Origin of the sequence: Mycobacterium gordonae, from assembly GCF_001417955.2 — a bacterium.
GTDB lineage: Bacteria > Actinomycetota > Actinomycetes > Mycobacteriales > Mycobacteriaceae > Mycobacterium > Mycobacterium gordonae_B.
This window is the reverse complement of sequence record NZ_LKTM01000001.1, coordinates 270,218-289,917: the sequence shown is the minus strand read 5'-3', so window position 1 is coordinate 289,917 and position 19,700 is coordinate 270,218. Positions and strand designations below refer to the sequence as shown.

Sequence of the window (19,700 nt, the reverse complement as noted above, 5' to 3'; positions counted from 1 at the left end):
GCTGAGCCGCCGCCGTTTCCTTGGGTCCCTCGCCGTCTCCACCGTTGCCGGCGTGGGCCTGGCCCGCTGCATGGTCGACCCCCAGCCGCGCACGTTCGCCCAGACGCCCGCTGTCGCCGCGGCGGACGCGCCACCCGCCGGTCCGACCGTCGCGGGCCTGTTGCCGCCGCCACCCCCGAGCGCACGCGTGCGGCTGCCCGGCGGGGGTGTGCTGAGCCAGCTGCCCGGAAGTGGTGACCTGCTGGCGCTCACCGTCGACGACGGGACGAACAGCGAGGTGGTGCGCGCCTACACGCAGTTCGCGAAGGACACTGGTATCCGATTGACCTACTTCGTCAACGGAACCTACGACTCGTGGACCGACAACCTGGCGCTGCTCCGGCCGTTGGTCGAATCCGGGCAGATCGAGCTCGGCAACCACACCTGGTCGCATCCCGACCTGACCACCCTGTCCAAGGGTGATATCGCAAAGCAGCTCACGCGCAACGACGAGTTCCTGAAAAAGACGTACGGCGTTGGCGCCAAGCCCTATTGGCGCCCACCGTATGCAAAGCACAACGCGGCTGTCGACGCGGTGGCCGCCGACCTCGGATACAGCGTGCCGGTCCTGTGGTCGGGATCGCTGTCGGATTCGACGTTGATCACCGAGGAATACATCGTGAAGATGGCCGACCAGTACTTCACGCCGCAGTCCATCGTGATCGGGCACCTGAACCATTTGCCCGTCACCCACGTCTACCCGCAACTGGTCGATATCATCCGCGCCCGCAACCTTCGCACGGTCACCTTCAACGACGTCTTCCTCAAGACTCCGTAGCGGCCGCCGCGCGCAGGCGCTCGTCAAGGACGGCATGGAAGTGGCCCGCCGCACTCTCGTGCCGGCCGAACTCGACGAAATCGTTTGCGCCAGAGCTTAACCCGCGCTGAACACCTTCGGACATCTCGTTGTCCTCCACCGAGCCGCGCGCGACCAGCGTGCCGGCGGCCGCCGGGTTGTACTGTCCGGCAGCATTATTCGCGCGCTCGGCCAGCTCGGGCCGGGCCATCGAGTAGATGGTGACCGTGCTGTGACCGATATCCACCGGGTCGACCACGATCATCAGCATCAGCCCCGGGAACGTCGCCAGCATCACGTTGGGGAAGAGCTGATACAGGTAAGTCACCCGCGCTTCCGTCGTCCAGGTGCTCTCCGGACGGTCGCGCAGCCGCCCGATGTTGCGGTACGGGAACGTCAGACGGCAATTCGGGCCGAACATCTCGACCACATTGAGGTCGTCGTACTGCAGCGGAAAGAAGGTGTCCTTGTGGGTCGAGCGGAGGTGATAGCCCTCCAGGAACTGTTCGACGAGGACCTTCCAGTTCATCGGCCGCACCGTGCTGTCGACGTACACCAGTCGCCGGGCCGGCAGCAACTTGTCGCGCCAGGGAGTTCCGTCGGTCAGCCACGCCAGGGCGTCGTCGTGCGGTTTCAAAGCGGGATCCAGCGCCTCGATGACGACCAGGCCGTCCACCTCATGGCTGGCGACCTCAACCAACCCCCGGGCCGGCATATCGAGATCGGGGAATGCCTCCTGGTGCGGTACGTGAGCAAGCGACCCGTCCAGCCGGTACGTCCAGCCGTGGTAGCGACACACCAGCGCGTGTGCACAACCGGGGCCTTCGACCAGAGCGAACCCTCGGTGCCGGCACGCATTGCGGAAAACCCGCACGCGCCGATCGCGTCCGCGCACCGCGAACAGGGGCACCCCGAACGCCGTTCGTGCCACGTGGTCACCCGGGTTGGGCAGCGCTGCCGACGGCACGAAGACGCTCGGCATGGTCCGCAGCAGCCGCATCTCGCGCCCGAATCGGGATGGGTCCAAATAGTTTTCGACCGGCTCGCGCCAGGCGGGACCTTCGTCGGTGGTGCCTGCGTCGATATGGGAGAGCACCCGCCGAACGATCTCGATGTCGTCGGCGACCAACGGCTTCGTCGGGGAGGCCACGCCCGCTAGTATCACAGTCTTATTGTCACACGTCAATGAATCAGTGATACCGGACGGGATCGGGGAAGATGGACGGATGCCCGCCGCGTCCGGATCTCGTGTGCGCGAACTGATCGGCGACCGACCGCTCAGCGCACGCTCGGTGCTCGCATCGGCCTTGTTGGGCTCCGACGAGGCCCGGCTTCCGGTGTCGAATCTCGTCGCGTTCGCGTCCCTCTTCGGCATCAGCGACGGCGCCGCCCGCACCTGCCTGTGGCGGATGGTGTCCAACGGCGAACTCAGCGGGGACGACGGCAGCTACGCCCTGGCGGGGCGGTTGGCCGACCGCCGCCAGCGGGTCGATGAGGCCTATCGCATCGACGATGTCAGGCAATGGGACGGCACCTGGGAACTTGCCATTGTCTCGGTGGAGCGCCGCACCGCGGCGGACCGCCTGGAACTACGCAAGGCGGCGACGGCACTGCATCTGGCGGACTTCCGCGAAGGCGTCTGGATCCGGCCGGACAACCTGGACCCGCAACGGCTTTCCGCGTCACGCGCCGTGCTGGACCGCCAGTGCACGCACTTTCACGGCGCGGCCACCGACATCACTGCCGACAGGATGCGATCGCTGTTCGCCCTCGACGGCTGGGCCGACGATGCCCGGGCACTCATCGACGCGATGGAGACCGCCCTTGAGCGCAACAGGCACGAAGGTTCGCCCGAGAACCTCACCTACGAGTTCGCGTTGTCGATCGCGGTGGTCCGCCACCTTCAACTGGACCCCCTGCTGCCCGCCGAGCTGGTGGAAGACCACTGGCCGGGCAACGCGCTGCGCGCCACCTACCGCCAATTCGACGATTCCTTCAAGAAGCGGATGAACAGGGTGTTCGAGGGATGAGCACGTTCCGGGACCGCCTACTGGTGCCGGCCCTGGTGGCCCTCCTGCCCCTGTTGGCCGCGTGCGCCGGCGGTTCACGCGAGCCCGGTGGGCACGCGTCCTCGTCGGCCGCAACCACCCCGAAACAGGCCACCCACGGTCCGTTCTTCCCCGAGTGTGGCGGCGTCAGCGACCAGACCCTGGCACAGCTGACCGGCGTGGCGGGGCTGGTGGTTACGGCCCGCAACGCCGTCGGATGTCAGTGGCTGGTGAACGGCAGCATCTCCGGGCCATGGTTCTCGTTCAGCTGGTTTCGCGGCAGCCCCATCGGCCGTGAACGAAAGAACGAGGACCTGAGCCGCACCAAGGTCGACGACATCACCATCGACGGCCACGGCGGTTACATCGCCGTCGCGACCGACCGGCTCGGCACCCGGCTCTGCGACGTCTCGATCCAGTACCAGGACGACTTCTTCGAATGGTCAATACAATTCGTCAGGAAACCCTTTCCCAATCCGTGCGACATCGCCACCGAACTGGCGCGTCAGACCATCGCCAGGGTGAAGTGACCGGCCGATCTCGTCCAGACTGTCACCCCTCGAGCATCCCGTCGATGAGCCGGTGCAGCACCTGGCGGATCTCATCGCGGGCCCCCTGCTGGTCGTCGGCGGTCGCGATCGCCATGGCCGCCTCGTCGAGGGCACCGATCAGCACCGTCGCCAGCGGGCGCACCGGCAGTCTCGCCAGTTGACCCGCTTTGATCGCCTCGGTGATCAACTGCTCGGTCATACCGAGGCTGTAGCGCTGCGCGACGTCCCGAAAGGCGGCCCAGCCCAGCACGGCCGGCGCATCCAGCAGGATCAACTGCCGCACCTCCGGATCGCCGGACACCTCGAGCCAGGCATCCACCGAGGCCCGGATCATGTCAGCCGGGGTGGTGGCTCCCGACGAAGCCACCAGGTTGGCCATCCGGGTCATCACGTCCAGCTCGACGGCTTCCACCACATCGCGGAATAGCGTTGCCTTGTCCGAGAATTGGTGATACATCGCGCCGCGGGTGACACCGGCCTCGGTGGCGATCTCCGGAGTACCGACTTCGGCATAGCCACGCAGGCCCCAAAGCCTTCGCGCAGCCGAGATCAGCGCCTCGCGGGTTGCCGCGGAGCGCTCCTCCTGGGTGCGTCTCTTGATTTCCATACAACCTGTTGGTAACTTACGAACAGACAGACTGTTTGTAAATCCCACTCTCTGCTAGGAGCCGTCCATGCCGACGATCGACATTAGCGCCGGAACCATCCATTACGAAGCAACCGGACCCGAAACCGGCAGGCCCGTGGTGTTCGTGCACGGATACATGATGGGCGGCCAGTTGTGGCGCCCAGTCAGCGAACGGCTCGCCGAGTGTGGCCTGCGGTGTATCGCCCCCACCTTTCCGCTCGGTGCCCATCCCGAGCCGCTGCGCCCGGGGGCCGACCGGAGCATCACCGGCGTAGCCGGCATCGTCGCCGATTTCCTTGGCGCGCTTGATCTCACAGACGTGGTGCTGGTCGGCAACGACACTGGTGGAGTGGTGACCCAACTTGTCGCGGTGCACCGCCCGGAGCGACTCGGCGCATTGGTGCTGACCAGTTGCGATGCCTTCGAGCACTTCCCGCCGCCGATCCTCAAGCCGGTCATCCTCGCGGCCAAGTCGAAGAAGGTGTTCCGGGCCGCAATGCAGGCCATGCGGGCGCCGGTCGCACGCAAGCGGGCTTATGAAGGTCTGGCGCACAATGACATTGACGCGCTGACCCAGATCTGGGTGCAGCCGGCATTGTCCGATCCGGCGGTCGCGGAGGATCTGCGCCAGTTCTCGCTGTCGCTGCGCACCGAGGTCACCACCGGGGTTGCTGCCCGCCTTCCCGAAATCGACCTGCCGACGCTCATCGCGTGGTCCGGTGATGACGTCTTCTTCGAACTCGAAGACGGTCGCCGGCTCGCGGCCACCATTCCGAACGCCCGGTTCGAGGTCATCGAGGGCGCGCGCACCTTCTCGATGGTGGACCAACCCGGCCACCTTGCCGATCTGTTGTCATCCGTCGCGGTGCGCGCCTAGGTTCGCCCCAGATATCAAGCGGCCCAGGCGCGCTGCGCGACACGTAGGAAGTTACCGCCGAGGACGCCGGCGATGTCCGCGGCGCCCCAGCCACGCTCATCGAGATGCTCAGCGAGTGTCAACAGTGTCTCCGGCGGCATCCACTGGATCGTCCCCCACCGGGTGTAGTTGTCGTCGAACAGGTGCGGGTTGCGGGCGACCTCCGCGACGAAATCGTCGTAGTCGAACGAGAAATCGCTGCTGATACCCACATGGTCGATTCCGACCAGGTCGACCGCGTACTCGAGATGTCGTGTCATCGCTTCCAGAGTGGGGGTGTTGGGGCCCAGGAAGATACCGACGCCGGTGATGCCGATGACTCCTCCGGTGGCCGCGCAGGCCAGCGCCTGTCGGTCGCTGATATTGCGTGGATGATCCCAGACCGCCCTCATGCACGAGTGGCTGTAAATGACCGGGCCCGTGGATATCTCACACATGTCCAACCCGGTACGCGGGCTGCAGTGCGACCCGTCCGGGACAATACCCACCCGGTTCATCTCGGCGACGATCGAACGCCCCCAGCCGGTGAGGCCGCCGTCGACCGCATCCAGGCATCCGCTGCCTGCGCGGTTGGCATGGTTGTAGGTGGGCAACAGGGTTCGCACCCCGAACGCGGCCAGCACGGCCAGGTTGTCCAGATCGTCGTCGAGGGGACGCGAGTCTTCCAGGTCGAAGACCACGGCGATGCGGCCTTCGCCCGCAATGCTGCTCACCTCGTCGGCCGTGCCTGCCAGCTCCAGGTCCGGGTGAGCGGCCACCGCACTCCGGAAGTGACGCAACAGCGCCGTGGTGTCAGCGAAGCTGTGCGGTGAGTATCCCGCGTTGACCGAGACGAAGGCGCCACCGCGGCGCCGGTAGCGGGTCAGCGGGCCGACTTCCGCGTCGGCCTGCAACGGCAGGCAGGTGTGCTGGTCCCACAGGATCATGGATACCGATACTGCCGCACCCGTGTGCGGCCCGGCCATCTCGACAGCTAGCGTTTCACCATGTCGGACACAGCCCTGCAGGGCAGACGCATTCTCGTGACGGGTGCCGCGACGGGTATCGGTGCCGCGGCGGTCGCCGCGCTGAGCGCGGCCGGCGCTCGGATCGCCGCCACCTACCACCGGACGCCGCCTCCCGACGACCTCACCGCGACCTGGCTGCAGTGCGATGCGCGCGACGCGGACGCCGTGTCGTCCGTGGTTGGCAGGGCCGCCGAGGTGCTCGGTGGGCTCGACGTCCTGGTGAACGCGGCGGGGCTGTGGCAGCCCGGGATCCCGGGTTACATCGGCGCCGAGGAGATTTCGTTCCTGTTGGACACCAACGTGAAAGCGACGATCCTGACCAACCAGGCCGCCTATGCGGTCATGAAGGACCAGCAACCCAAGGGCGGCCGGATCATCAACTTCGGGTCGTCGGAAGCCGTGATGGGCAGCCCGGTCTCGGCCGTCTACGCCGCGACCAAGGGCGCGGTGCAGGCCTGGACGCGGTCGGCGGCGCAAGCCTGGGCCCATGACAAGATCACCGTCAACGCACTGGCGCCGGCAGTGCAGACACCGGGATCCAACCGGTTCCGGGAGTTTCTCGGGCCGGACGCCGCGCCGTTGATCGACGAGCAGCTCAAGACGAGGATTCCGCTCGGCGGCGCACTCGGTGATCCGGCACGCGACCTCGGACCGGTGCTGGTGTTCCTGGCCGGACCCGGCTCCGGCTTCATCACCGGACAACTGCTCGCGGTGGACGGCGGCCTGATCATGGTCGGTGGCTGATTTCCCTGCGCGAGCAGACGTGAAATCGCCCAATTTCGTTCCGAAATGGGCGATTTTACGTCTGCTCGGCCCACGTGGTGCGGCGCCGGATCTGCCCCTTGGGCCGTCGCACCCGCTCGGCGGGGTCTCGCGTTGTGCCCGCGGCGATCTCGTCTCGCAGCTGTTCGATGTTGGAGATCTCCGCGTAGAGGCCGCGGATGGCGTAGTCCAGGACCGCGAAAGAGTAACGCTGTTCGGGATCGTCGAGGATGCCGACCTCGCGGGATCGCCGTCGCGACCACAATGCCTCGTCCAGTCGACGCCGAGTTGCCTCGAGGTGCCGCTCCAAGGTGTCGAGCACCCGCTCCGGGTCCTCGCCGCGGGCCAGCCAGGTCCGCAGAATCACGGGGTGTTTGATGACGACCTGATCCTCACCGGGAAAGTGCTGCACCCAGGCACGCAACGCCTCGAGCCCGGAGTCGGTGGTCTCGTACAGCGTGACGGTCCGCTTACCGGACCGCGCGTCGATCTCGTTGACCATCCCGCGGCCCAGCAGCCGGCCCAGTTCGCGCCGCACGTGACTCACCGACGGCGACCAGTAGAAGTGTCCGACAGAAAGCTCTGCGCGCGTTTTGATTTCGCCTGCGGTGAGCTGTTCATCGGTGACCGCCAGCACGCCCAGCACCAGGTATGCCGTCACCGGAAGCCCGTCAACGGTGCGCCGCGGACTCATGGTGAACCGGTGAAATACGGAAGCGTCAAATCTGGCCCGACGGAATGAAACTCGACCCGTACCCGCATGCCGATCACCAGAGCCTCAGCTGCGATGCCGACGATGTTGGTCAGCATCTGGTAACCCTCGTCCAGTGTCACGATCGCCGGTGCGTAGGGCGGGTCGAAATCGGCGGTCACCGGACGGTGCACGACGGTCCAGCTGTAAATTTCGCCCGTTCCGTTGCTCCGCGTCCACTCCAGCGACGGTGAAAGGCATTGACGGCAGTGCTCTGTCGGCGGGAAATTGGCAGCGCTGCACTCGGCGCAGTGCTGGTAGCGCAGTTCATGCGAGCGGCAGCCCTCCCAGAACGGCGCGCTGACCGGGCTGCTGGCGTGCGGAACTGATCCGGTCTGAGGTTGCAACAGGCTCATCGGGGCTCGTCCCCCAGCAGCAGCACCGTGGTGAACAGTGCGCCCGCTCCGCCGTTGCTGCACAGCGCGATTCGTGCACCGGGCACTTGCAGGGTCCCGGCGTCACCGCGCAACTGTTGCACCGCGCGAACGGCGCGCTGCATCATCTGCGGGTTGGCTCCGGCATGGCTGAAAGACATTGTCCCTCCGTCGGTGGTGATCGGATGGCTACCGCCGATGGCGATGTGACCGTCGGCGACAAACGGTCCGCCCTCACCGTCACCGCAGAACCGGAACGCCTCCAACTGGCGGATGATCTCGAATGAGAACGGATCGTAGAGTTCGAGCACGTCCACGTCCTCGCGCCGGATTCCGGCGTGTGCGAATGCGCGGTCAGCCGCGTTTCGGCCCACCACGCCGTTGACGTGATCGCCCCGACGCCCCGCGAGATCCCAGGCAGGCGGGTGTTGGTACGACGGGCCGTGAAAATCGGCGCCGCTGCCCAGAATGTAAATCGGCCGACCGGACGTCTCGACCGCGTTCAGGTTCGCGACCACTAACGCGCAGCCGCCCTCGGATGTGGTGGCGCAGTCAAGCAGATGAAACGGGTCGGCTATCAGTCGAGATGCCGTGATGTCACTCGGGGTGAATGGACCGCGCTGGTAGTAAACGGCTTCCGGATTGTTCGACCCGTTGTTGCGGATGGTCGCGGCCACCATCGACAGCTGCTCACGCGTGGTGCCGTAGACATGCATGTGCCGTCGGGCGATGAGGGCGAACTCCGCGGTGGTGAACATCCCCCAGGGCGCTACGAATTCGTTCTCCGGCCGCGTCCACGGCGCGGTAGCTTCATGGTCGCGGTACTCGCCTGCCTGGGCGGCGACGAGCACCACCACATCAGCCATCCCGTGCTCGATTGCGGTGGCGGCCTCGGTGATCATGCCGACACCGAAACCCATTCCCTGCCAGGCCGGCCCAACGCGCAGGTCGTAGATCAATGCGGTCGACAGTGGACCCGCGCTGACGCCGTCCACGTCCTGCAGACGCAGGCCCGCATCGTCGAGTGCGCCGTTGACGGCCTTGACGGCCAGGCCGCGCGAGGTTTCGCCGTCCAGTCGCCGTCCCTGGACGGTGTTGTACACCCCGACGATCGCCGCGGTGCGCTGCTGCCTCACATCAACTCCATTCTCTGCGGCGCCATTCAGTTCTCGTCTGCCACCACACCCAGATAGGTTCCCATCACGTCATATTCGTGCCCATCCCGCACGATCCGCCCGATCAACCGGGACCTGTTGTCCGGCGGCGCGGCACCCTCCATGACGTCGATCCGCACATCGACCGGCCGCGCGGTCTGCGGATCGGTGATCTCGACGACCATGGCGACCGCGTGTTCGTGTTCGTCCCACTCCACACCGGTGATGCGGTGCCGCGCTGTCAGTTCCATGACCACCGAATCCTGGCGCAGCAGGAAACGGACCGGTTGGCACAACTCGCCGGGCCGCGGCGGCACACACAGTGTCACCGCCATGTCACAGGCCCGCCGGCCGTGCCGCGGTGATCTTCGAATCGGTCAGCTCGGCGAGTTCTACTCGGCTGTAACCCAACTCGGACAACACGTCGCTGGTGTGCTCGCCGTACCGCGGGGCGCCGCGCTGGATCCAGCGCCGTGGTCTGCCGAGGAACGTGAACGGCATGCCGGTACACAGAAACGAGCCCACCACCGGATGGTCTACACGTTCCCAGAATCCACGGTCGAGCAGGTGCGGATCGGTCAGCAGGCCGGCCGGTGCCCGGACCGGCGCCGCGGCGACGCCGACCGAACGCAGGAGTCGGACGGCGTCGGGCACCGTGCGTTGTGCCGCCCAGGTGGTTATCTGTTTGTCGATCTCGTCGGCCCGATCCCGCCAGCTGATCTCGTCGGAACCCAGTTCCGGCCGATCGAGCAGATCCGCCAGTGCCACACGGCCGGCATCGTCGATCGCAGCCAGCGCCACCCACTCGTCGTCGCCCTGGCAGCGGTACACGCCCTGCGGGCTGGCACCCGGGCCGCGATTTCCCTGCCGGCACAGTTCGATTCCGTTGCGCGAGTGTTCGACGAGCATCTCGGCGGCCACATTCAGCGCCGCCTCCACCATGGTGGATTCCACGTGCACGCCGACCCCGTCGCGGTCACGGACCACCAGCGCCGCCACTGCGGCGAAGGCGGCATGCAGACCCGCGATCGGGTCACACACACCGCGCGGAATCACCGGCGGCCCATCGGCGTGGCCGGTGATCCACGCCATGCCCGTCGCCTGCTCCATGGTCTGAGCGAAGCCCACCCGGTCGCGCCAGGGCCCGTCCAGCCCGAATGCCGGCATCCGCACCATGACGGCGCGGGGGTTCACGGTGCTGACGGCATCCCATTGCAGGTCGAAGTTCTCCATCACCCGAGGCGAGAAGTTCTCGATGACAAGATCGCTCGCGGCGATGAGTTTCAGCGCCACCGCGCGCCCGGTTCCGGTTCCGAGTTCGATGCTGACGTCACGCTTGTTGTTGTTGCTGCACAGGAAAACCGGGCCCCATTCCCACCACTGGTCCCAACTGGGTGGCCGGCCCGCGGAGAACCGCATGCCGTCGGGCCGGCGTACACCCTCCACTTTGATTACGTCGGCCCCCAGCGCGCCGAGAAACTGGGTGGCGAATGGTCCGGCCCAGAAAGCCGTGAAGTCGGCAACCCGGATGTCTGACAACGGAAGTGTTGCGGGATCGGCCCGGCCGGCGCTTTCGGGACGGGGCGGCCAGTCGATGCTGCCGCTGTGTTCGCCGAGTTCCGGTGGCCGGCCCGCAGGCCTGGTGCTGAATGCGTCAGCACGGTACGGCACGCGTGGTTGCAGCACGCCGAGTTCGGACTCGACGAAGACTCCCCGTTGGACGAAGTGATCGACGGCGGCCAGCGCCGCCGGGGTGCCGATCGGCGCCACCGGGATGCGGAATCCCGTTGCGAGGTCGACGATCTCCTGGTTGGTGCGACCTTCGGTCCACTGGGTGACCATCCCCAGGAACTCGTCACGGCGCGCGATGCGCCCCTCGATGGAAGCCAATTCGGCGTCGTCCAGGAGGTCTGCACGCTCGATGAGTACCAGGAAGTCCTGAAACTGTTGCGCGGTGATGGTGCAGAAGCCGACCATGCCGTCGGCGGTCGGCACGATCGACGGCAGTTCCAGGCTGCGGGAATTCATTTGGGAGTCGACACCCATGACGCTGGCCGACATGGCGGGCAGGCCGCCCATTGCGATTGCCATCGCCTCGTAGGTCGAGACGTCGATGATCTCGCCGCGTCCGCAGCGGGCGGCGTGGCGCGCGGCGGCCGCGGCCACCGCCGCCGCGAAGGTGCCGGCCAGCCACTCGCCCAGCCGCCCACCGGCCTGCACGGGCTCGTCCCCCGGCCAACCGCGGCTGGCTGTCGAGCCGGACAGTGCCTGCAGGATGAACTCGTTGGCGAGCACTTGATCGTCGACGTAGGGCCCGGTCGTTCCGAACGGCGTGACGGTGACGACCACCGTCGACGGATCCGTTTGCGCGGCAATGTTATCCAGGGTATGTCCGTCGGTGAGATCAGTGAGAACCACGTCGGCGGACGGCAACAACGCATGCAGATCGTCACCCCGAACCGATTTCTTGCCCGCGGCCAGGTACCCGAACAGTGCCCCCGGCGGTCCACCACCGGCCGACCACCGGCGCAATGAATCCCCCTGTTCACACTCAATTTTGACGACATCGGCACCGGCATCGGCGAACATCTTGCCGGCGTAGGAGGCCGCGATGCCGTTGGACAACTCCAGCACGCGCCACCCGGTGAAGGGGGGTTCCTGCGCCACGCTCAGTTACCCAGTGTCGTAGCTCGCCCGGCGATACCGGTCGCTTCCGCGGTCACCGGTGTCGCGCTCTGGGCCTGCAAAGCAAAGGTCGTCATCCGAGTCCACGCATCGCGGTCACGCTGGCTGGCCTGATGGCCTACGTGCGTCACCACGTCGACGTCAGTGGCCTGGCCGCGTAGCTGTCCGGCGCGGGCGTGCTCTTTCGGGATGTGCCGGAACGGATCGAATGAATAGGCGGCCATCGCGTTTTCGTGCGTGATCTTGTTGATGACCGAGTCGCCGAGGTGGCCCATCGTCTCGATGACATCCTCTGGCGCGAACGGCCAGTTGCTGTCCGAGTGCGGGAAGTCCGACTCCCAGCACACCATGTCCGCGTTGAACCAGTCCATGTTGCGCACGCCGACCTTGTCGCTGATGAAGCAGGTGTAGAAGTGGCGCTGGAACACATCGAGCGGGCCATCGTAGCCCGGCGGGAAGGTGGCCAGCGTCCAGCCCGAATGCCGTTGGTAGACATGCTCGGCGCGCCACAGGAAATACGGCATCCAACCGATGTCGCCTTCGGTGAGTGAGAACTTCAGCTCCGGGAAGTCGGCCCAGAATTGAGCCCAGATGAGTTCGGTGAAGGTGAACATGCTCATCATCGACGACGCGGTCATCATCACACTGGCCGGCGCATCCATCGACACCATCGGCGAGCGGGAAGCGGAACCCACGTGGGTGCACAGCACTGTTCTGTTCTCACAGACGGCTTCGAACAGCGGGTACCAGTACCTGGTGTGAATGCTGGGCATCTGCAGCGCTTCTGGATTCTCCGAGAACGTCACCGCGTGACAGCCTTTGTCCGCCAATCGCTTTACTTCTTTAGCCGCTTCGGCCACGTCGTAGAGCGGGAGAATGCCGCACGGGATGAACCGGCCCGGGTATGCCGCGCACCACTCGTCGACGTGCCAGTCGTTGTAGGCCTTGATCATCACCAGGTTGACGTCGCGGTCCGGGCCCTGGTTGAGCACCTGGCCGGAGAACCCGGTGAAGTTCGGGAAATTCAGACCGGCCAACTGGCCGCCGGCGTTCATGTCGCGTACCCGCTCGTCGACGTTGAAGCAGCCAGGCCGCATCTCGTCGTAGCGGGAAGCGTCGACGTTGTACATCTCGCGGGGTTTGCCGGCCACGGCGTTGAGCCCCATGTTCCGGCCGCGAATGTCGCCGTAGTACCACTGCTGGACGCCGTCGGGCTCGGTCACCACCCGTGGCGCGAGGTGGTTGTACCTGGCCGGGACATGGGCGTCGAACATGTCGGCAGGTTCGGCGATGTGGTCATCAACGCTGATCAGAATCAGGTCGTCTTTGTTCATATCGCGCTCCCCGATGAGTGACTACTAGGCCATGATGTCAGACGGAGGGTGCCAGCCGCTATAGCATGTGGCACCCCGCTATGGTCCGCCTGACCGTGCGCTGACAGCGGACTATTAGTCCACAAAGAAGTGCTGCGCTAACGAGTTGACACGCGTGCCACCATGAGGCATGCCGGTCGGTGACGAGTTGAGCACGGTCAGGGGTGCCCGACCCACGACCGCCGATGTCGCCCGCCTGGCGGACGTGTCCACCGCGACGGTCAGCTACGTGCTGAACAACGCCGAGGGGCGCAGGATCTCGCCGCAGACCCGGGACGCGGTCAACCGCGCTGCGAAATTGCTCGGCTACCGCCCCAACATTGCGGCCCGCAATCTCGCGCGCGGCAAGGGCGGCGTCGTCCTCTATGTCGTCCCGCACGTGGCCGTGGGCGACATGCCGATGCAGGCCGGTAGCCGGATGACGACCGAACTGGCGCGACTCGGGTTGCTCCAGGTTCAGATCTTCGAAACCGAAGACGACAATCACGTCGTCGACGCCATCGAGAATCTCGACCCGGTCGCGGTGGCCAGCCTGTTCCCGCTCAGCGAGGCGGCGGCGGCCGCGGTCAAGGCGGCGGGTATCCCGCACATCGACATCGGCAGCCTGCCCGCCCTGGGCGATCCGCATCTGGCGGTCGGCGAAATGCGGGTGGCCCACCTCGTCTCGCGGGGCCACCGGCAGATTGCCTATGCCTACGGAGGGACACCCAAATGGCGCGCCCTGGGTGACTACTGGCTCGACGGCGTCAGCCGCGCGGCGCAATCGCGTGGCCTGCCGCCGGTACGCGTCGCCACCGTCACCATCGACAACGCGGCCGATGTCGTGGCCAGTTGGGTCCGCGACGGCGTGACCGCGGTGTGCGCGCAGAGCGACGACATCGCGTGCCTGATTCTGTACGGCATCCACCAGGCGGGATTGCAGTGTCCCGGCGACCTCGCGGTGATCGGCGTCGACGCGAGCCCGATGGGCGAGGTGAGCACGCCGCCCCTGACCTCGGTCCAGTTCGATCCACGCGCGGTCGCCGACGCCGCGATCGCGGCAATCTACGAACGGTTGGGCTACCCGGCCCCGGCGTCTCCGGACATCACCGATATCGCCCGCGTCGTGGTGCGGGCATCGACCTAGCCTCGGGATAGCCGATCGACTATCCAGGGTCTGGACATCTCTTGGTTAAGCGCATAACCTCGCCTTGACGAGTCAGATACTCAAGGAGGAGTACCGATGACGGTCCAGGCCGTATTGGACGAGATCCGGGAGCGCCCCGGCACCGGCGAACTGATCACGGTTGTCGATCCCGCCACCGAGGAGCAGGTCACCGAGTTCAAGGACTGCGGCCCCGAGGCTGTCGACGACGCTGTCGCGCGGGCGAAGGCATCCTTCGAAGCCGGAGTCTGGCGGGACAAGCCGCCCAGCGAGCGGGCGAAGATCCTCTGGCGGGTCGGCGAGTTGATCGACCAGAACGCCGACTTGCTGGCCGAACTGGAATCGTTGAACGCCGGCATGACGCCGATGCAGGCGCGGGGCACCGTGACCGTGGGATCGGAGTTCTTCCGCTACTACGCGGGCTGGTGCACCAAGATCGAGGGCATCGCGGCCGACGTACACACCGGCGGTCTCACCGGCATCGACTCACACCAGCACGCCTACACCCTCAAAGAGCCTTACGGCGTGGTGGGCCTGATCTTCCCGTGGAACGGGCCGGTCTTCAATTTCTGCTGCAAGCTCGCTCCGGCCCTGGCGGCCGGCTGCAGCAGCGTCGTCAAACCCGCTGAGGAGACGCCTCTTTCGGCGCTGGTGCTGGACAACATCCTGCACGAGGCCGGCGTACCCGAGGGTGTGGCGAACCTGGTGCTGGGTAACGGCCACACCGCCGGCGCGGCCATCACCGCGCACCCCGATGTCGAGAAGGTCGCCTTCACCGGCTCCACCGAGGTCGGCCGGGCCATCGTGCACGCGGCCGGCGAAAGCAACTTGAAAAAGGTCACTCTGGAACTGGGCGGCAAGTCGCCGGTGGTGGTGTTCGACGACGCCGACCTGTCCAAAGCCGTACCGATGGCCGCGTTCGGCACCTTCATCCACTCCGGGCAGGCCTGTGTGTGCGGATCGCGAATCTTCGTGCAGCGCGGCATCTTCGACCAGTTCGTGGACGGCCTGGCAAAGGTGGCGGACGGGCTGCCGCAGGGCGGCCCGAAGGACGAGGGCAGTCTCATCGGCCCGCTGATCAGCCAGAAGCAACTCACCCGCGTGCTGGGCTACCTCGATCAGGGCCGCTCCGACGGCGTCGAGGTCGTCACCGGCGGCAATCGTGTAGACCGCAAGGGCTATTTCGTGCGCCCCACCGTGCTGACCAACGTCGCCACCACCAGTCGCCTGTTCCAGGAGGAGATCTTCGGACCGGTGGTCGCGGTCATCCCGTTCGACGACGAGGACGAAGCGGTGGCGCTGGCCAACGACACCACCTACGGCCTGGCCGCCACCGCATGGACCCGCGACCTGGGCCGCGCTCACCGAATCGCCAAGCGGCTCAAGGCCGGAACGGTGGGCCTGAACTGCCAGATGCAGTTCGACCACTCGATGCCGTTCGGCGGTTACAAGCAGTCCGGGTGGGGTTACGAGTCCGGCAAGGCCGGACTGGAGACCTACCTGCAGACCAAAATCGTCTGGGCGCAGATGTAACCACCCTCCGCGAGCAGTCGCAAAATCGCATAAATCGGGCCGGATAAACGCGATTTTGCGTCTGCTCGGCCGCTTAGGCGGGCTCGTAGCGCAGCATCGTGACATCGTGCTCGGGGTAGTCGCAAAACACCGGCCGCACCCGCATGCCGACCCGGAGCGCTTCCGGCTCGACGTTCACCATCTCGGTGGAAAACCTTGGGCCCTCGTCCCATTCGACGATGGCCAGGAGTTGCGGAACCGCGTCGGCGAAGTGCGGACTGACCGGCCGTCGCGCGACGGTATAGGAATACAGCGTCCCCATGCCCGAGATCTCGCGCCACTCCAAGTCGTCGGCCAGGGTGCGCGGCGCCCGCACCCGCGGATAGAACACGTAACTCTGCGACGACGGGGAGTACTGAATGACGATTCGGTGTTGGGCCAGCGCGTCCCAGAACGGCGCCGTCGTCGGTGTTTTGACGGGCATCGGGCGGTCGAAGTTCATGTCAGTCTCCCTGCAGCACGAGCGCAGTCTGCTCGGACAAGATCCCGCCGTTGCCGGACACGAAGGCACGGTTGCAGTCGGCGACCTGCGCCGCGCCGGCGCGGCCCATGATCTGGCGAGTGGCATCGCAGACGTGGTGCATGCCGCCCGCCAGGCCGGCCTGCCCGAATCCGAGTTGGCCGCCGGCGGTGTTGAGCGGGAAGTCACCGCGGAATGTCAGGTCGTGCTCGGCGATGAACTTCAAACCCGTTCCCTTCTCGCAGAAGCCCGCGTCTTCGAGCGAGAGCATGACGGTGATGGTGTAGCAGTCGTAGATCGACACCATGTCCATCTGTTCGCGACTCAGATCGGTCATGGCGAAGGCGGTCTCGGCCGCGGCGGCCATCGGCGTGTTCAACAGGTCTTCGGCGTAGGTCGGCGTCTTGAACGGCACGTTCTCGCCGAATCCCTTGATCCACACCGGTCGGTGTCTGGCGCGCCGGGCCAGGTCGGCATTGGCGACCACCACCGCCGCGCCGCCGACACACGGCATCACGATTTCCAGCATGTGCAGCGGATCCGCGATCACCGGGCTGGCCAACACGTCATCGACGGTCAGGGGCTTGTCTTTCCAGATGGCGCCCTCAGTGTTGTTGGCGTTGACGCGCTGGTCGACGACGATCTTGGCCATCGCGCGCTCGTCGTATCCGTACACGGCGGCGTAGCGCTGAGCGACCTGACCGTAGGGCCCGTTCTGACCAAGGTTGCCGTAGGGAATCTCGAATTCGGCTTGCGGAGAACCGTACTGGTTGCTCGACGAACCGAAGAACATCGCGTCCACCATTGGGCGCGGCTTCTTCCTGGACGACGGGGTGATGTAGCGCGCCGGTAGCGCGCACAGCACGGCATCGCAGATTCCGAGTTCGATCGCCGCGGCTGCCCGCCACACCATCGCGGCGGCGCTGGCCCCGCCGAGGTCCACCAACTCGGCGAATCGCGCTGGTATGCCCAGGTATTCGGCGACCGTGGAGGGAACGAAGATCTGCGACTCCGCCAGGTGCGAGGTGGCGATGCCGTTGACGACATCACCCGTCAGGCCCGCATCGTCGAGTGCGGCGCCGGCGAGTTCGGCCCACTGTTCGAGCACGAACGGGGCGGGCGACGCCTTGGTGAGCCGTTCGGGCGGTAGCTCGACATAACCGACGATGGCGGCTTCTCCGCGTAATCCCATGCCGTGTCCTTATTTTCGCGGTAGGCCGAGAATCATCTGGGCGATGATGTTCAGCTGAATCTCGCGGGTCCCCCCACCGATCAATTCAGCAGGAAGGTGCAGATACGGCTCGACGATGGCGGGATCGGAGTCGGCAACCATCGCCAGGCGGCCCGTCAGCTGCAACGTCGCCTCAAAGGTGCGTCTCAGCAACACATTCATCGCAACCTTGGCGATGCTGGAAGCCGGTCCGGACGGCTGGCCGTCGAGGAGCCGGATGGTTTCGCGCACGCCCAGCGCCTTGATGGCGTTGGTGTACGCGTCGAGCTCTCCGAGTGCGCGCAGGGCGTCGTCACGGTCAGGCCCGGGTTCGGACGCCAGCCGGCGCAGCGCGGCGGCGCGGTCGAACTTGACGTATCCGCTGATCGCCGAACGCTCTTCGGCCATCGTGGCGATCGCCAGGTTCCAGCCGCCGACCGGGTCTCCGAGCAGCATGTGGTCCGGTATGAAGACGTCGTCGAGAAAGACCTCATTGAAGTGAGCCTCGCCCGTCGCGGTCTTGATCGGCTGGATCTCGATCCCCGGCGATCGCATATCCAGGATGAAGTAGCCGATGCCACGGTGCTTGCTGGCCGCCGGGTCGGTGCGGGCCAGCAGCGCGCCGTAGTCTGCGCGATGCGCGACCGACGTCCATATCTTGTGCCCGTTGATCTTCCAGCCACCGTCTACTTTGGTGGCGCGGGTGGCCAGCGCCGCAAGATCAGACCCGGCGCCGGGCTCGCTGAACAGCTGGCACCACGCGATCTCCCCCCGCTGGGTCGGTGGTATCAGCTTCTCCTGCAGGTCTTCCGGCGCCGCCTTCAGCACCGAGGGCAGGATCCACTCGGCGATACCCAGGGACGGCCGCACCAGCTCGGGCCGCCTGGCGAACTCGTCGTCGATGATGAGTTGACGCAGCGGCCCGGCGTCGAGTCCCCACGGCTTCGGCCAGTGCGGTGCGATCAGACCCGCCTCGGCGATCAGCGTGCGTTGCGGACCGGTCTTGAAGTCCTCGTAATCGCCTTGCCGCCCGGGCTGGTCATTGCTCAATTTCATGGCGGCGTCCAAGGTGTGAGCCACCTGTGACCGGAACTCCGCGTCGGCGTCACCCAGGTTGACCGACATGTCGCGTTGCTGCGTGCAGGTGAGCCGCCCCAGCCGGCGGGCCCACCGGTTGGCCGGTCCGATCGACGCCGCCAGGCTGATGGCGCGGCGCCAGTACAGATGCACGTCGTGCTCCCAGGTGAAGCCGATGGCACCGAACATCGTCAGCGCGTCCAGCACCAGATCCGGGGCCGGCGAGATCGCGATCACCGCGGCCCCGGCGGCGGCGATCCGGTGCTGGTCGAGCGATTCGCCGTTGGCCCGCACCGCGTCCCAGGCTGCCGCCGTCGCAAGTTCGCTGTTGATCAACAACATCGCCGCGCTGTGCTGCAGGGCCTGGAAGGTGCCGATCACCTTGCCGAACTGTTCGCGAATGCGCAGATGTGCGGTGACCGCCTCCACGCACCACTGGGTCAGGCCGGCCGTCGTGCTGGCCACCAGCGCCGCCGCCACGCACTCCGCCCGGTCCGGGTCGATGCCGGTGAGAACCCCGGCGGCGCCGTATTCGGTCAGGCGTAACCGTCCGACGTCAGTGACGATGTCGGTGCCGTTCTCGGGTTCGGTTGCAGCCGAACAATTTTCAGAATCGATGACGACCCACACGACGTCGTTGTCCGGGGTACTGGCCGCCACCAGAACGACCTGGGCCGAGCACACACCGGCGGTGACATCGGATACGCCGGAGACCACCCAGCCCTCACCATCCGGACGCGCGCGGAAATCCCCATTGCCGGGCAGGATGACCGCGGCCGGCGCCCCCGCGGCGAGGCGGCGCACCAGTGACTCCGCTGCCGGTGTCGGGTCGGCCAGCGAGGCCACGGCACCCGCGGTCACGGTCGGCAGCAGCGGGCCGGGCAACAGCGCCTTGGCCGCAGCTTCCAGCACGCAGGCGCAGTCGACCAATCGCCCTCCCTGGCCGCCCAGCTGCTCCGGCAGGTGAACCGCATGAAAACCGTTGTCGACGAGGGCTTCCCACCACTGCGGCAACTTGCCTGCGGCGAGCGCCTCGAAGTTGTCCCGGGTCGCGGCGATCGGGGCATGGCGTGCCGCGAACTGCCCAACGGCATCGCTGAGCTGCAGCTGCTCCGCGGTCAGCCCGAGGGTCACGACGCCGACCCGGTCGGCC

The 19,700-nt window shown here is 66.4% G+C and carries 18 protein-coding genes and 1 pseudogene; 7 read left to right on the top strand and 12 right to left on the bottom strand.

The window, feature by feature from the left end:
- The first annotated feature begins 1 nt into the window (after position 1).
- Positions 2–817 carry a polysaccharide deacetylase family protein gene (locus tag AO501_RS01385; protein ID WP_055576152.1) on the top strand — a complete coding sequence of 272 codons (816 nt, stop codon included), beginning with the start codon at positions 2–4 and terminating at the stop codon, positions 815–817.
- Here AO501_RS01385 and AO501_RS01380 read toward each other — a convergent pair.
- Positions 804–2,000: an aromatic ring-hydroxylating oxygenase subunit alpha gene (locus AO501_RS01380; RefSeq protein WP_055575971.1), complete on the bottom strand. Its 1,197-nt coding sequence runs from the start codon at positions 1,998–2,000 to the stop codon at positions 804–806. The genes AO501_RS01385 and AO501_RS01380 overlap by 14 nt on opposite strands.
- Positions 2,001–2,061: 61 nt before the next feature.
- Between AO501_RS01380 and AO501_RS01375 the strand changes: the two genes are divergently transcribed.
- Together AO501_RS01375 and AO501_RS01370 are read left to right on the top strand one after the other, a co-directional pair.
- On the top strand, positions 2,062–2,865 hold the full coding sequence (locus AO501_RS01375; RefSeq protein ID WP_055576151.1) for a PaaX family transcriptional regulator C-terminal domain-containing protein: 804 nt from the start codon (positions 2,062–2,064) through the stop codon (positions 2,863–2,865).
- Positions 2,862–3,413, top strand: a complete 552-nt coding sequence (locus AO501_RS01370) for a DUF3558 domain-containing protein (RefSeq protein WP_055575970.1) — start codon at positions 2,862–2,864, stop codon at positions 3,411–3,413. Before AO501_RS01375 ends, AO501_RS01370 begins: the two co-directional genes overlap by 4 nt.
- Positions 3,414–3,435: 22 nt before the next feature.
- Here the strand turns inward: AO501_RS01370 and AO501_RS01365 are convergent, their stop codons facing one another.
- Entirely contained in the window at positions 3,436–4,041 is a 606-nt protein-coding gene (locus tag AO501_RS01365; protein WP_055575969.1) for a TetR/AcrR family transcriptional regulator, read from the bottom strand.
- 67 nt (positions 4,042–4,108) lie between these two features.
- Here AO501_RS01365 and AO501_RS01360 point away from each other — a divergent pair, with 67 nt between their 5' ends.
- Entirely contained in the window at positions 4,109–4,939 is an 831-nt protein-coding gene (locus AO501_RS01360) for an alpha/beta fold hydrolase (RefSeq protein WP_055575968.1), read from the top strand.
- Between the two features lie 14 nt (positions 4,940–4,953).
- On the opposite strand, the gene AO501_RS01355 is transcribed toward AO501_RS01360, so the two are convergent.
- On the bottom strand, positions 4,954–5,943 hold the full coding sequence (locus AO501_RS01355; protein WP_082658314.1) for a dipeptidase: 990 nt from the start codon (positions 5,941–5,943) through the stop codon (positions 4,954–4,956).
- Positions 5,944–5,964: 21 nt separating this feature from the next.
- Here AO501_RS01355 and AO501_RS01350 point away from each other — a divergent pair, with 21 nt between their 5' ends.
- Positions 5,965–6,729, top strand: a complete 765-nt coding sequence (locus AO501_RS01350; RefSeq protein WP_055575967.1) for an SDR family NAD(P)-dependent oxidoreductase — start codon at positions 5,965–5,967, stop codon at positions 6,727–6,729.
- Between the two features lie 63 nt (positions 6,730–6,792).
- Here AO501_RS01350 and AO501_RS01345 read toward each other — a convergent pair.
- The 6 genes and pseudogenes from AO501_RS01345 to AO501_RS01320 all read right to left on the bottom strand — a co-directional run.
- Positions 6,793–7,441 (bottom strand): annotated as a pseudogene (locus tag AO501_RS01345) (hypothetical protein); the annotation flags it as partial.
- Positions 7,438–7,854, bottom strand: a complete 417-nt coding sequence (locus AO501_RS01340) for a Zn-ribbon domain-containing OB-fold protein (protein ID WP_055575965.1) — start codon at positions 7,852–7,854, stop codon at positions 7,438–7,440. The pseudogene AO501_RS01345 and the gene AO501_RS01340, both read right to left, overlap by 4 nt.
- Positions 7,851–9,008, bottom strand: a complete 1,158-nt coding sequence (locus AO501_RS01335) for a thiolase family protein (protein ID WP_055575964.1) — start codon at positions 9,006–9,008, stop codon at positions 7,851–7,853. Before AO501_RS01335 ends, AO501_RS01340 begins: the two co-directional genes overlap by 4 nt.
- A 26-nt stretch (positions 9,009–9,034) precedes the next feature.
- Positions 9,035–9,361 (bottom strand): hypothetical protein, encoded by a 327-nt coding sequence (locus tag AO501_RS01330; RefSeq protein WP_055575963.1) that lies wholly within the window; start codon positions 9,359–9,361, stop codon positions 9,035–9,037.
- A gap of 1 nt (position 9,362) precedes the next feature.
- Entirely contained in the window at positions 9,363–11,693 is a 2,331-nt protein-coding gene (locus AO501_RS01325) for a CaiB/BaiF CoA-transferase family protein (RefSeq protein ID WP_055575962.1), read from the bottom strand.
- Between the two features lie 2 nt (positions 11,694–11,695).
- The gene (locus AO501_RS01320; protein WP_055575961.1) at positions 11,696–13,045 is read right to left on the bottom strand and encodes an amidohydrolase family protein; all 1,350 of its coding nucleotides are present in this window, start codon (positions 13,043–13,045) and stop codon (positions 11,696–11,698) included.
- Positions 13,046–13,214: 169 nt separating this feature from the next.
- Here AO501_RS01320 and AO501_RS01315 point away from each other — a divergent pair, with 169 nt between their 5' ends.
- Positions 13,215–14,210 (top strand): LacI family DNA-binding transcriptional regulator, encoded by a 996-nt coding sequence (locus AO501_RS01315; protein WP_055575960.1) that lies wholly within the window; start codon positions 13,215–13,217, stop codon positions 14,208–14,210.
- 96 nt (positions 14,211–14,306) lie between these two features.
- A complete protein-coding gene (locus tag AO501_RS01310) occupies positions 14,307–15,761 on the top strand; it encodes an aldehyde dehydrogenase family protein (RefSeq protein ID WP_055575959.1) in 1,455 nt (484 codons plus the stop codon).
- A gap of 73 nt (positions 15,762–15,834) precedes the next feature.
- Here the strand turns inward: AO501_RS01310 and AO501_RS01305 are convergent, their stop codons facing one another.
- The 3 genes from AO501_RS01305 to AO501_RS01295 are packed head-to-tail and all read right to left on the bottom strand — an operon-like array spanning position 15,835 to position 19,681.
- Positions 15,835–16,242, bottom strand: coding sequence for a Zn-ribbon domain-containing OB-fold protein (locus tag AO501_RS01305; protein ID WP_055575958.1), 408 nt, complete (start codon positions 16,240–16,242; stop codon positions 15,835–15,837).
- Between the two features lies 1 nt (position 16,243).
- Positions 16,244–17,452 carry a thiolase family protein gene (locus AO501_RS01300; protein WP_055575957.1) on the bottom strand — a complete coding sequence of 403 codons (1,209 nt, stop codon included), beginning with the start codon at positions 17,450–17,452 and terminating at the stop codon, positions 16,244–16,246.
- A 9-nt stretch (positions 17,453–17,461) separates the two neighbouring features.
- Positions 17,462–19,681: an acyl-CoA dehydrogenase gene (locus AO501_RS01295; RefSeq protein WP_055576149.1), complete on the bottom strand. Its 2,220-nt coding sequence runs from the start codon at positions 19,679–19,681 to the stop codon at positions 17,462–17,464.
- Positions 19,682–19,700 lie beyond the last annotated feature (19 nt).